Genomic DNA, 13011 nt, shown 5'->3' with positions numbered 1-13011 from the left:
ACACCATGCCAAAATTTGGGGCCCAGAAACTCGTCATCATCGGCAACGGCATGGCACCGGGCCGCATGCTGGAGCATCTCTTCGAACAGGCGCCCGGCCTCTACGATGTCACGATCTTCAATGCCGAGCCGCGCGTTAACTACGACCGCATCATGCTCTCGCCTGTGCTCTCGGGGGAGAAGACATTCGAAGATATCATCATCCATGGCGATGGCTGGTATATTCAGAACAACGTCACTCTCTACAAGGGCCATCGCATCGTCGAAATCGACCGCAACGCCCGCACCGTCACATCCGACCATGGCGTGACGGAAAGCTACGACAAGTTGGTGATCGCGACCGGGTCAGTACCCTTCATCATTCCCGTGCCGGGCAAAGATCTGCCCGGCGTCATCACCTACCGCGACCTTGACGATGTTGACGCAATGCTGCTGGCCGCTCAGTCGCGTGAAAAGGCCGTGGTCATCGGCGGCGGACTTCTTGGGCTGGAAGCCGCCGCTGGGCTTGCGCTGCGCGGCATGGACGTGACGGTGCTGCATGTGATGCCGACGCTGATGGAGCGCCAGCTCGATCCAGCCGCTGGCTATCTGCTGCAAAAGGCCGTGGAAGAACGTGGCATCAAGGTTATCACCAAGGCCAATACCAAACGCATTATCGGCACGGATCGTGTTGAGGGAATTGAACTGGATAACGGCACCATCATCCCGGCAACGCTGGTTGTGATGGCTGTCGGCATCCGGCCGAATGCGGGCCTTGCCAAGGAGGCAGGCCTTGCCGTCAATCGCGGCATCGTGGTTGATGCGGGCATGCAAACCTCCGACGGCAATATCCTCGCGGTTGGAGAATGCGCCGAAGTGGATGGCATGGTTTACGGCCTCGTTGCACCGCTTTACGAGATGGCTCGCATTGCCGCCGCCCATCTTGCCGGTGATACAAAGCCCGCCTTTGTCCATTCCGACACGCCGACCAAGCTGAAAGTGACAGGCATCAACCTTTTTTCTCTGGGGGATTTCGCCGATGGCGATGACCGGGAGGAAATCGTGCTGCGCGATGCGACGGCGGGCATCTACAAGCGCGTCGTCATCAAGGACAATCGCATCATCGGGACGGTTCTCTACGGCGAGACGTCCGATGGCGCCTGGTTCAACGACTTGAAGAAGAAGGGTACCGACATTTCAGCGATGCGCGACACGCTGATATTCGGCCAGTCATTCCAGGGAGGTACGCCGCTGGACCCTATGGCGGCCGTTGCAGCCTTGCCGGATGATGCGGAAATCTGCGGCTGCAACGGCGTATGCAAAGGCAAAATCACCTCGACCATTACCGAGAAGGGACTAACAACGCTGGACGCTGTGCGCGCCCACACCAAGGCTTCTGCCTCCTGCGGCAGCTGCACCGGCCTTGTCGAGCAGCTGATGTCGATGACGCTGGGTAATGCCTATAACCCGGCTGCTGTCACGCCCATGTGTACCTGCACCGAGCTTGGCCATGACGACGTGCGCCGGCTGATCAAGGCCAAAGGGCTCAAAAGCATTCCTGCCGTTATGCAGGAACTGGAATGGAAAACCTCCTGTGGCTGTGCCAAGTGCCGCCCGGCGCTCAACTACTATCTCGTCTGCGATTGGCCCGATGAATATGCCGATGACTATCAATCGCGCTATATCAATGAACGCGTGCACGCCAATATTCAGAAGGATGGCACCTATTCAGTGGTGCCGCGCATGTGGGGCGGCGTAACCAGCGCATCTGAACTGCGCGCCATTGCCGATGTGGTCGATAAGTTCGAGATTCCGATGGTGAAGGTGACCGGCGGCCAGCGCATCGACCTTTTGGGCATCGAGAAGGAAGACCTGCCCGCCGTCTGGGCCGATCTCGGCAAGGCCGGTTTCATCTCCGGCCAAGCCTATGCCAAGGGCCTGCGCACCGTGAAAACCTGTGTGGGTGAGCAATGGTGCCGGTTCGGCACGCAGGATTCGACCGGGCTTGGCATTCGCATCGAGAAATTCATGTGGGGCTCCTGGACGCCAGCAAAGCTGAAACTGGCGGTCTCTGGCTGTCCGCGCAACTGCGCGGAAGCGACCTGCAAGGATATTGGTGTCATCTGCGTGGATTCAGGCTTTGAAATTCATTTTGCGGGCGCTGCTGGCCTCGACATCAAGGGGACTGACGTTCTGGGCCTGGTGAAAACTGAGGACGAGGCGCTGGAGCATATCGTGGCGCTGACCCAGATGTATCGCGAACAGGCCCGCTACCTGGAGCGCATCTACAAATGGGCGAAGCGTATTGGCCATGACGAAGTCCGCCGCCAGATCATGGAGGATCACGACAAACGCCGCGCCTATTACGAGCGTTTCGTCTTCAGCCAGAAATTCGCCCAGGTCGATCCCTGGTCGGAGCGCGTCTCCGGCAAGGACAAGCACGAGTTCAAGCCGATGGCGACTGTCGGCTTCCATCAGGCAGCGGAGTAACATCATGACCACGAACTGGATCGCCATCGGCCATATCGACGATATACCGTTACGCGGCGCACGCTGCGTCAAAACGCCGGAAGGCAAGATCGCCGTTTTCCGCACTGCCGAGAGCGAAGTCTTTGCCATTGAAGATCACTGCCCCCACAGGGGCGGACCACTCAGCCAGGGCATCGTACACGGCAAAGCCGTTACCTGCCCGCTGCACAATTTCGTCATCTCTCTGGAAAGCGGCCAGGCGCTGGGGGCGGATGAGGGCGAGGTGCGGACGATCCCTGTCCGAAACGTGAATGGACAGCTTTCGATTGCGCTCGAGGCTAAGGCACTGGTTGCGGCGGAGTGACGGAAATGCCCAATGAGACCCGCACTACCTGCCCTTATTGCGGCGTTGGCTGCGGGGTGATGGCCCAGGTCGATGATGATGGCCAGGTAACAGTCAAGGGCGACCCGGAGCATCCGGCCAATTTCGGCAGGCTCTGCTCCAAGGGTTCGGCGCTGGCACAAACGCTTGATCTGGAGGGCAGGGTTCTTGCGCCTCAGATCCATGGCGAAACGGCAGGCTGGGACGAGGCCCTCGAGCTTGTGGCACAGCGCTTCAAGCAAACCGTTGATGCGTACGGGCCAGACTCGGTCGCCTTCTATCTCTCCGGCCAGTTGTTGACGGAAGACTATTATGTCGCCAACAAGCTGATGAAGGGCTTCATCGGATCGGCCAATATCGATACAAACTCAAGGCTTTGCATGGCTTCCTCGGTTGCTGGCCACAAGCGGGCCTTTGGCTCCGATACCGTGCCTGGCTGTTACGAAGACCTGGAACTCGCTGATCTCGTCATCCTGACCGGCTCCAACACGGCCTGGTGCCATCCGGTTCTCTATCAGCGCCTTGTGGCTGCGAAAGCTGCCCGTCCGGCGATGAAGATTGTTGTTATCGATCCGCGCCGCACCGCAACCTGTGACATTGCGGATTTGCATCTCGCCATTTGCGCCGATGGCGATGTGGCCCTGTTTAACGGGCTGCTTCATTATCTGGTTGATACTGGGCGGGTCGATGAGGCCTTTGTCAGCGCACATACCAGCGGTTTCCCCGAGGCAATACTGGCCGCAGCCAAGCTCGATATGGTGCATCTTTCCAAGATAACCGGGCTTTCCGCCACTATGCTTAGCCAGTTTTTCCAACTGTTTGCAGAGACGCAAAAGGTTGTGACCTGCTATAGTCAGGGCGTCAACCAGTCGGCGAGCGGCACGGACAAGGTCAATGCCATTCTCAATTGCCACCTTGCCACAGGTCGGATCGGTCAGCCGGGCATGGGACCGTTTTCTCTGACAGGTCAGCCCAATGCCATGGGCGGTCGCGAAGTCGGTGGTCTCGCCAACATGCTGGCGGCGCATATGGAGCTCGGCAGTGCTGCGCATCGCGATATCGTTCAGCGCTTCTGGAATGCGCCTGTGATGGCCGAAAAGCCAGGTTTCAAGGCTGTCGACATGTTCGAGGCGGTGGCGGACGGGCGGATCAAAGCGATCTGGATCATGTCCACAAATCCCGTGGTTTCCATGCCCGATGCGGATGCGGTGCGTGCTGCACTGGAAGCCTGCCCCTTCGTCGTCGTTTCAGACATAGAGGCCAACACTGATACGGCCCGGCTTGCGCATGTGCTGCTGCCTGCTGCAGGATGGGGTGAAAAATCCGGGACGGTCACCAATTCGGAGCGCCGTATTTCCCGTCAGAGGCCATTCCTGCCCATGCCGGGAGAGGTCCGGCCAGACTGGTGGCAGATGGTGGAAGTGGCAAAGCGCATAGGTTTTGCGCAAGGCTTCAACTTTGCGTCGCCTGCGGATATCTTCGCCGAGCACGCAGCGCTGTCTGCCTTTGAGAACGAGGGTGCTCGCGACTTCGACATCGGAGCCTATGCCGAAATTGATGCGGCCAGCTATGATGCGCTTATTCCGTTCCAATGGCCGCAGCCAGCGGGCGCACCGTCCCGCCAGCGGTTCTTCGCAGATGGTGAATTCTATCACGCGGATGGCAAGGCTCGCTTCGTGCCCGTCACGCCGCCGGCTCCTGTCCAGCGAGGCAATGTTTTCCCTTTCACGCTCAACACGGGCCGGGTGCGCGACCATTGGCACACCATGACCCGCACAGCAAAGAGCGCCCGCCTGTCGGCACATATCGCAGAGCCGTTCTGTGAGATACATCCGCTTGATGCACAGGTGCTTGGCATCGCGGATGCCGACCTCGTCACCGTCGCGTCTGCCTCCGGCCGCTGCATTATCGTCCGCGCATTGCTGACGGACCGGCAGCCGCGCGGTTCAATCTTTGTGCCGATGCATTGGACCGGTGAGACGGCGGCGGCTGCACGCGTTGACGCGCTGGTGAGTGACCGGGTCGATCCCATCTCTGGCCAGCCCGCGCTGAAGCATGCGGTTGCCTCTGTCGCGCGCTATGTACCTGCTTTCCATGGCTTTCTGGTCTCGCAATCCAAGCCGGAATCGCGACCATTTTCCTATTGGGCTATCGCCAGAACCGATGGCGGCCATCGTCTGGAGTTCGCGGGCGATCGTCCCGCACAGGGTTGGGATAACTGGCTGCGCGAGACGCTGGAAATTAAGGATGAAACCGGATTTTCCGGTTATGTGGACGCCAATGGCGGCGAACACCGCCTTCTCGCATTCAATGGTGACCGGCTCATAGCAGCGCTCTATGTGTCGCGGAGACCCGTTGCCGTTTCGCGCCAATGGGCGGTGGAGCAATTGACCGTTACCCACGCAGAAACATCTGCCCGCTTCATGCTGATGGCTGGGCGGCCCGCACCTGGTCGACCGGATAAAGGGGCCATTGTCTGCTCGTGCTTTTCGGTTGGCATCAACCAGATCGAGGATGCTGCGCATCGAGGCTGCCGATCTGTGGAAGCGATTGGTGCCGCCTTGAACGCTGGAACAAACTGTGGCTCCTGTCGCCCGGAAATCAGAAGGATCATCGACGCAAGCCAAATCCTTGCCGCCGAGTAACTCTTTTTTGCCAAGCCAACGGTGTTCTGAGCGCTGCGCATGGTCCCGAGCAACGCCTATGGTTCAATGGCTGGCAGCAATCCGTTTTGATCAGGCTCCTATGCGTGACGATGGACTTTCTCCAGTCACATATTACGCTCTGAAGGTGCGTCGTGCTCAATCATCCTTGTTCCAGTACCATGCAATATACTGGTGTCTGCGGTCGCGTTTCTTGTCCGCAAGATAACGTTTTACGTTTCGAACATCCGATTTTTCCCCGGCAAACCAGATGTATGTTTCCGGTTGCGTTTCGTCGATCTCAGCCTTGAGCCGATGAACCAGCTGTCCGTTGGCTTGCTGGGAATAGCTGGCGCGATGCAGCCATTCGATTGAAAGCAGCCCATCATGTTTGATCGTCTGCTCTTCTGCGCCATCCTCAATTTCGATAATCGCATTTATTCGCACGTCGGCTGGAGCTTCTTCCACCATCCGTAAGATGGCAGGCAATGCGCTTTCATCTCCCGCGAATAGAATTGACTTTGCGGCGGGTAAGCCGCCGCTCCCCGGCCCCATCAGCGCTACCTGTCGTCCGGGTTGAGCGTCACGCGCAAAGTCTGCGCCAGGGGTGGCAACACCCTGCTTCGGATGCTGGAGAAAATCGATGCTGATGCGTTTGGCCTTCTGATCAACGGAACGGATCGTATAGGCGCGCACTAGCAGTTCATCCTCGCCCTCCGGCCACCCAATGCTCCCGTTTTCTTTAAGGTTTGGCCAGACAGGCACTCGATCAAGCGGGGGAATGAGCAAACGCACGTGAATATCACCGCCCACAAACGGCGTTACATCCGCGACGGAGAGAATTACGCGTCGCATACGCGGCGTGACATCCTCCGATCCCACAACTGTTGCCTCGTAAAACCCGGGTGGGCGTACCTTTGGCGCGGGCTTGGACCATTCAAGAGAAAACGGCTCATCGCCAGCGAAATAGAACAAATGCTCGGCAAACATTGTGCGTGCGGCGGCAAGCTTGTCATCGTCCTCTGTCCGAATTTCGATCATCAAACGCGCATCAGAAGTCTTGATATCGATCGTCCAGTCTTCAGAAGAGAGGAAGGCCCCCTGATCGGATGGAGCAACATCGGAATGTTCGACAAAGTGCTCGCAAATTTCGGCAAGCATGGCGCCGACATCAGCAGGATAGGCGACACCGGAAATTGTGGAGAGGAGTAATGCGGTCATGATCTTGCCTGCATAGAAGGGGCTTGACGGATTTGCATGTGATGGCGGCCCATCGGGAGCATCATCGGTCTGCCAGAGGTTGGATCGGGAAGGATCTGGCTCTCAAGTCCAAAGACTTCACGAACCATTTCCTGCGTCAGCACAGTATGGGGCGAACCTGCCTTGAAAACCTGTCCTTCCAGCATTGCGACGAGGTGATCCGCATAACGCGCAGCGAGGTTGAGGTCGTGCAGCACCATCACAATGGTCGTGCCGCGCGTATGGTTGAGGTCGGTCAGAAGGTCGAGAACATCGATCTGATGGCTTACATCCAGGAAGGTTGTCGGCTCGTCCAGCAGAAGCACCGCAGTTTGCTGTGCGAGAGCCATGGCAATCCAGACCCTTTGCCTTTGGCCGCCGGACAATTCATCTAAGGGTCGTTCCGCAAGATCCAGTGTCTGCGTCGCGGCAAGCGCATCTGTAACGGCGCGGTCGTCATCCTTGGTCCAGGATGCGAAGAGACCGTGATGAGGATGCCGCCCGCGGCTCACAAGATCCATCACTGTGATGCCTTCGGGGGCAATGGGTGATTGCGGCAGAAGACCCAGCCGTTGCGCAAGCTCTTTCGTTGGCAACCGATGAATGGCGCGCCCGTCAAGAAGCACTTCGCCCTGTTGTGGCGTGATCAGGCGTGAAAGGGCCTTGAGCAGCGTTGATTTTCCGCAGGCATTGGCTCCAACAATTGCGGTAATCTGACCGGGAGGGAGGACAAGATCCAGATCCTTCAAGATCTGCTTGTCACCATAACCGGCGAAGAGGGTCCGGGCCTCAAGGCGGGGATCAGTCATGAGGTCGCTCCCTGGCGGTTGCCTCGAATGATCAGGATGATGAGATAGGGCGCTCCAAGTGCGCCGGTCACGACACCAACCGGATAGCGGCTGGGCAGCAGAAATTGCCCGACAAAATCACCTGCCAGAACGAGCACTGCCCCAACCAGCCCGGCGGGAAGAAGGATGGAATGACGGCGTCCGAATATGCCTGCAGCAATGGGGCCTGCCAGAAAGGCAACGAAAGCAATTGGACCGGTTATGGCGGTCGCCGTCGCGATCAACCCCACGGCGGAAACGATGACCCAAAGCCGGGTGGATGCGACATCGACGCCAAGTGCAGTGGCTGTTTCATCACCCGTTCGCATCACTTCCAGGTCCCGCGCCTTGACCAAAAGGAGGGCGCCAAATATCAGAAGGGAAAGAAGGAGAGGGGCCACCATCTCAAGCTTCGCACCATTCAAGCTTCCTGTCAGCCAGCGCATGGCCTCCTGGAGGCTGAAGGCAGGAGCGCGGGAGAGGATATAGGCGATCATGCTCTCAAGCATGGCCGAAACGCCAATGCCAACAAGGATGAGCCGGGCGCCTGCCACGCCATTGCGGGATGAAAGGCCATGAACAAGCAATGCCACGGCAAGTCCTGCCAGCACCGCAAAAACGGAAACGGCAAGGCCATTGACGCCAAGGATGACGATGCAAAAGACTGCTGCTGCACTCGCGCCCGATGTGATGCCGATGATGTCGGGGCTGGCGAGCGGATTGCGTAGCAGGATTTGAAACGCTGCTCCGCCCAAACCGAAGCTCATGCCCGCCACCAAGCCAAGAACCGCCCGAGGCAGCCTCAATTGGCCCACCGTAAAACTTGCACCGGGAACGTTCTCACCGCCTAGAATGCGCATGACATTCTGAAAAGGAACATAGGTTTGGCCGAAAACCAGCGAGCCGCAGAACCCGGCAAGGATGACCAGCAGCATGGTGACCAGCAGCGCATGGCGACGTTGACTGTGGCGCTTGCGGCTTTTCCCCATCATTGCCGCAGAGGGTGATGATATGTGCGCAGGCATCACAACTCCTTCACCTTCTGGCGACGGACAATGAAGATGAAGAAGGGCGCACCCACCAAAGCCGTCACGACACCCACTTCCAGTTCTGAAGGACGCGCGGCCAAACGGCCGATGACATCGCTGACTGTGAGAAGGATCGCGCCGCCAAGTGCCGAAAATGGCAGAAGCCAGCGGTAATCCACGCCAACAAGAAGCCGGCAGACATGCGGAACCACAAGGCCGACAAATCCTATGGGTCCACAGACGGCGGTTGCGGCACCGCACAGGATGACCGCGCCAAGGGTTGCGATAACCCGAGCGATTGCAACACGCTCGCCAAGCCCCGCTGCAAGCTCATCCCCAAGCGCAAGCGCGTTCAACTTTCTGGCAGAGAGGAGGCAAAGCATGAAGCCTACGATCAGAAAGCCGTAGACCGGCTCGATGCGCTCGAAACTTGCTCCGCCAACGCCGCCGATTTGCCAGGAGCGGATGCCACCGGCGATATCGGCTCGCGGCAGAACAATGGCAATGACAAGCGATGAAAAGGCAATGGCTGTCGCCGTGCCAGCCAATGCCAGCTTCAAGGGTGTTGCACCCCCACGTCCCATTGAGCCGATGATATAAACAAAAATGGAAGTTGCCGCGGCCCCGAAGATGGCCAGCCATATGAAGCTATGGGCAGAGCTGATGCCGAACCAGGCTACACCCACCACAACCGCCAGTGATGCGCCGGTGTTGACACCCAGTATGCCAGGATCTGCCAGGGGATTGCGCGTAACGCCCTGCATCACGGCACCGGCCAGTCCAAGCGAGGCCCCAGCCAACAGTGCCAGCAATGTTCGTGGAATGCGCGTCGCCACGGCTGCGCGGTCAAGTGTAGATGTGTCGCCAGCAAGTGCCGCCAAGACTTCTGACGGTGGCACATCACGCGTGCCCACCATCAAAGACAGGATGGCAACAAGGCCTGCAACCGCAAGAACCGCGAAGAGAGAGAGCAGCCGGGTGTGCTTTGGCAGTGGAATGGTCGATTGCTGTTTTGAAAGCAGCATGCGGCTCGCATTCATTCCGTTTTTCTCGCCGCTTCGGCAAGCTTGGCCACGTATTCCGGCAACACCCAAGTGATGGAAAGAGGTGTGGGATTGGCCGCTGTTCCAACCGGATCACGACCTAAGGTTACAATGGCATCGTGTTTGACGGCAGGCATCTTGGCAAGGAGAGGATTGGCCTTCATTGCCTGTATGAGTTCCTGATTGCCGTAGGTCACCACGATATCGACATCATCGAAAAGGTCGATCTGCTCGGCGCTGATTGACCCTGCAAAGCTGCCATTCGAAGAGGCCTGCACCACGCTTTTCGGCATGGAGAGGCCAAGATCCTTGAAAAAGCGAACGCGTGTATCCTGCGTCGTGTAGAAATTGACGATGCTGAGATCTGTGGCATCGAGATGCGTCACGAACATCGCTGACTTACCCTTCAGTTCAGGGTATTTGGCGACCTCCGCGGCAATCTTGCTCTCGATGTCTGAGATCAGTGCCTCGCCTTCCTTAGCCAGGCCAAGACCGGCGCTATCGAAACGGATGGTCTCGCGCCAGTCGGTAGACCACGGCGCCTGGGGATAGGCGACGACCGGCGCAATCTGGCTGAGGGTTGTGTAATCGCTCGGGTTCAGGCCGGAATAGGCAGCCAAAATGATGTCCGGCTGGGTTTCTGCAACTGCTTCAAAATCGATGCCGTCGCCCTCATCGAACAGTCGTGGTTTTGAAGCACCGAGTTCCTTCAGGCGTTCTGCGACCCAAGGCAGCAGACCATCTCCGTCATCATCACCGAAATTTGCAGCCGCCATGCCAACCGGCACAATTCCAAGAGCAAGAGGAACTTCATGGTTAGCCCAGGCGACCGTTGCTACTCGACGCGGCTTTTCGGCTATGGTCGTCGTGCCCAGCGCATGCTTCAGTTCCAGCGGATAGCGGACCTCGTCAGCTGCCACGGCGTGCGGCACGGCCATGCTCAGGAGAAGGGCTGCTACCGGCGCAAGCTGATGCAATCTGATCCGCATGGTCCTGTTCCTTTCCTTGCTAAGTTGACCGTCACTCTCAGCTTAAAGCTATGAGGTCAAGCAAATTGGACGGTGCAATTCCCTCCCACTCTTGATTTTCCGGGGAATTTTACAAAAAAGAGATATTTACAATACTGGATGAAAATTATCCAGTTAAAGAGCCTCGTTCGACAATGCCTGCTGCCTCATGCCCCTGCGGGCATAGCCTTGCTGTCGGACGGCTCCAGACGATGACCGGTTCATCGGCGGGAGTTTTGGAACGTCAATGACTGGATGAAAGCATGATCAGCGCCATTTCCGCCAATAGCAAAACCCGAGCTTCCCTGCGCCATCGCACCGCTGCCCTTCTCGGCTGCACGGCATTCGTCGCATTGATGCCAGCCTTCGCATCCGCGCAGGAGGCTAATGGGGACGGGATCGTGCTGGAAGCGGTTACCGTGCAGGGTTTTGGACAAGCAGATGCTGATTCCAAATCGATCGTTGCGAACCGATCAAGTGCGGTCGGTAAGATGCCAGGCGAGATTTTCACGACGCCGGCCACCGTGTCTGTCGTGACCTCCAAGGAAATCGAACAGCGCAAGGCCGATAGCGTTGAGAAGGTGGTGCAATACACGGCTGGCGTGACCACCGATTACTATGGCTCGGACGAGCGCTACGACTATGTCAAGATTCGCGGCTTCACGCCCTTTACCTATCGCGATGGTCTTATGGTCGGGCGCACCTGGACTGGCGTGAAGGAAGAGCCTTACGGCTTTGAACGGCTGGAAGTGCTTAAAGGAGCCAATTCCACCGGCTTTGGCGTTTCCGATCCGGGCGGCGCAATCAATTATGTCACGAAGAAGCCGCGCAGCGAACGTTTCGGTGAAGTCTACGCCACCACCGGCTCTTACGCGCATAAGGAAACAGGCATCGATTTCGGCGATAATCTGACGCAAGACGATACACTGTCCTACCGCCTGACCGGCAAATTCGAGCGCTCGAATGGCGAGTTCGATTTCTCGAACAATGACGAAAATTTCATTCAGGGCGGCCTGACCTGGAGGCCAACAGATGCGACGTCCTTGACCTTCGTCTTCGATCATCTGGATCGCAAGGGTACTCCGAGCAGCGGCGGTCATCCTCTCGACACGGATTTCAGCCGTGACCGTTTCTTCGGTGAGCCATCCTACAACTACGATACGACCAATCGAAACACCTATTCCGTCATGTTCGAGCATGATTTCGGCAATGGCTTGTCGTTCGGCTCCAACGCCCGTTACAGCAAGTCCAGAAATGGCTTTGGCTACACCTATATCTTCGATGCGCTTGGTGCACGCGATCCCGCCGATACGCTGGTTGATCGCAGCTACTTTGGCAGCGACGGTTCGGCAGAGCATTTCATTGCCGATGCCCATCTTCTTTACGAAACGCAATTCGAGCAGGTTGAAAGCCGCACACTGGTTGGCACGGATTACAGCCACTTCGATTCCAGTGGCGCGAACTACTATACCGCTGCGCCACAGATCGATTTTATCAATCCGGTCTTCGCCGGTGGCCCAGGGCCGCTTTCGCCCTACAGCAGTTCGCAAAAGGATCAGGTCACACGGGCAATATATCTACAGCAGGATCTGGTGTTTTCTGATCGGGTGACGGCCAGCATAGGCCTGCGCAACGATTGGCTGGATCTGGACGACACCAACCTGCTCGCCGGCACAAAGCAAAGCGGCAATTACAGCGAATTGAGCAAGCGGTTTGGTTTGAGTTACAAGTTCACCGAGGAGCTTGCAGCCTATGTCAGCTATGCGGAATCGGTCGCACCTCCCACGTCTGGAAAAGAGCCTACCTATGGCAAGCAATATGAGGCAGGAATCAAATATCGACCGGACGCCGTTCCAGCTCTTATCACGGCCTCCATTTACGACCTGACACTGGAGAACATCACGACCTATGAAGCGCCTGTCTACCTGCCGAATACGGTAGAGAAGGTGCGCCATCGCGGCTTCGATCTGGAAGGCAAGGTGGAACTGACGTCGAATGTGAACCTGATCGGTGCCTATTCCTATATCAACTCCAAGATCGTCGATGCAGGCGGGACCTATGATGGCAAGAAATTTGCCCAGGTTCCGCAGCACATGGCATCCTTGTGGGGCACTTATACACTGGAAGGAAACGGCACGCGGGGCGACATGACCTTCGGTGCGGGAGCGCGGTTCACCGGCTCCTACTACTTCGACAACGCCAACACGCGTAAATCGAAGGGCGCGGTCGTCTTCGACGCCTCTTTCTCCTACAATATACGGGAGAACACGACCTTCCAACTCAATGTCAGCAATGTCTTTGATGAGAAGCACATCGCGAATAATGATGGGGGCGCGCTCTACTACAATCCCGGACGCGCCATCTTTGCGACGCTTCGCCAGAGCTGGTAGTGGAAG

The 13011-nt window shown here is 57.6% G+C and carries 9 protein-coding genes; 4 read left to right on the top strand and 5 right to left on the bottom strand.

The features are described from left to right. Positions 1–5 precede the first annotated feature (5 nt). From nirB to AC0JZ1_RS13210, 3 genes are read left to right on the top strand one after another with little or no spacing between them, the layout of a single operon-like run. The gene (nirB, locus tag AC0JZ1_RS13220) at positions 6–2468 is read left to right on the top strand and encodes a nitrite reductase large subunit NirB (RefSeq protein WP_471882812.1); all 2463 of its coding nucleotides are present in this window, start codon (positions 6–8) and stop codon (positions 2466–2468) included. Between the two features lie 4 nt (positions 2469–2472). Further along, positions 2473–2811 (top strand): nitrite reductase small subunit NirD, encoded by a 339-nt coding sequence (nirD, locus tag AC0JZ1_RS13215; protein ID WP_471882811.1) that lies wholly within the window; start codon positions 2473–2475, stop codon positions 2809–2811. A gap of 5 nt (positions 2812–2816) precedes the next feature. Beyond that, positions 2817–5474, top strand: a complete 2658-nt coding sequence (locus tag AC0JZ1_RS13210) for a nitrate reductase (RefSeq protein ID WP_471882810.1) — start codon at positions 2817–2819, stop codon at positions 5472–5474. Between the two features lie 156 nt (positions 5475–5630). Here AC0JZ1_RS13210 and AC0JZ1_RS13205 read toward each other — a convergent pair whose 3' ends face one another. Genes AC0JZ1_RS13205 through AC0JZ1_RS13185 form a run of 5 tightly spaced genes read right to left on the bottom strand, consistent with a single transcriptional unit; the run spans position 5631 to position 10597 of the window. Continuing rightward, positions 5631–6692, bottom strand: a complete 1062-nt coding sequence (locus AC0JZ1_RS13205) for a DUF2218 domain-containing protein (RefSeq protein WP_471882809.1) — start codon at positions 6690–6692, stop codon at positions 5631–5633. Next, positions 6689–7519: an ABC transporter ATP-binding protein gene (locus AC0JZ1_RS13200; RefSeq protein ID WP_471882808.1), complete on the bottom strand. Its 831-nt coding sequence runs from the start codon at positions 7517–7519 to the stop codon at positions 6689–6691. The genes AC0JZ1_RS13205 and AC0JZ1_RS13200 overlap by 4 nt, the downstream gene beginning before the upstream one ends. Continuing rightward, positions 7516–8562, bottom strand: coding sequence for a FecCD family ABC transporter permease (locus AC0JZ1_RS13195; RefSeq protein WP_471882807.1), 1047 nt, complete (start codon positions 8560–8562; stop codon positions 7516–7518). The genes AC0JZ1_RS13200 and AC0JZ1_RS13195 overlap by 4 nt, the downstream gene beginning before the upstream one ends. Beyond that, positions 8562–9590 carry a FecCD family ABC transporter permease gene (locus AC0JZ1_RS13190; RefSeq protein WP_471883446.1) on the bottom strand — a complete coding sequence of 343 codons (1029 nt, stop codon included), beginning with the start codon at positions 9588–9590 and terminating at the stop codon, positions 8562–8564. Before AC0JZ1_RS13190 ends, AC0JZ1_RS13195 begins: the two co-directional genes overlap by 1 nt. An 11-nt stretch (positions 9591–9601) precedes the next feature. Then, positions 9602–10597 (bottom strand): iron-siderophore ABC transporter substrate-binding protein, encoded by a 996-nt coding sequence (locus AC0JZ1_RS13185; protein WP_471882806.1) that lies wholly within the window; start codon positions 10595–10597, stop codon positions 9602–9604. A gap of 281 nt (positions 10598–10878) precedes the next feature. Here AC0JZ1_RS13185 and AC0JZ1_RS13180 point away from each other — a divergent pair, with 281 nt between their 5' ends. After that, complete coding sequence (locus tag AC0JZ1_RS13180; RefSeq protein WP_471882805.1) at positions 10879–13005, top strand: TonB-dependent siderophore receptor; 2127 nt, start codon at positions 10879–10881, stop codon at positions 13003–13005. Positions 13006–13011: the final 6 nt, after the last annotated feature.

The sequence above is a fragment of the Affinirhizobium capsici genome (assembly GCF_977018625.1).
This window is presented reverse-complemented; position numbering and strand designations above follow the sequence as displayed.

Coding starts and splice junctions, on each gene's coding strand:
- nirB (WP_471882812.1), top strand. CDS start 6: ATGCCAAAATTTGGGGCCCAGAAACTCGTCATCATCGGCAACGGCATG.
- nirD (WP_471882811.1), top strand. CDS start 2,473: ATGACCACGAACTGGATCGCCATCGGCCATATCGACGATATACCGTTA.
- AC0JZ1_RS13210 (WP_471882810.1), top strand. CDS start 2,817: ATGCCCAATGAGACCCGCACTACCTGCCCTTATTGCGGCGTTGGCTGC.
- AC0JZ1_RS13205 (WP_471882809.1), bottom strand. CDS start 6,692: ATGACCGCATTACTCCTCTCCACAATTTCCGGTGTCGCCTATCCTGCT.
- AC0JZ1_RS13200 (WP_471882808.1), bottom strand. CDS start 7,519: ATGACTGATCCCCGCCTTGAGGCCCGGACCCTCTTCGCCGGTTATGGT.
- AC0JZ1_RS13195 (WP_471882807.1), bottom strand. CDS start 8,562: ATGCCTGCGCACATATCATCACCCTCTGCGGCAATGATGGGGAAAAGC.
- AC0JZ1_RS13190 (WP_471883446.1), bottom strand. CDS start 9,590: ATGCTGCTTTCAAAACAGCAATCGACCATTCCACTGCCAAAGCACACC.
- AC0JZ1_RS13185 (WP_471882806.1), bottom strand. CDS start 10,597: ATGCGGATCAGATTGCATCAGCTTGCGCCGGTAGCAGCCCTTCTCCTG.
- AC0JZ1_RS13180 (WP_471882805.1), top strand. CDS start 10,879: ATGATCAGCGCCATTTCCGCCAATAGCAAAACCCGAGCTTCCCTGCGC.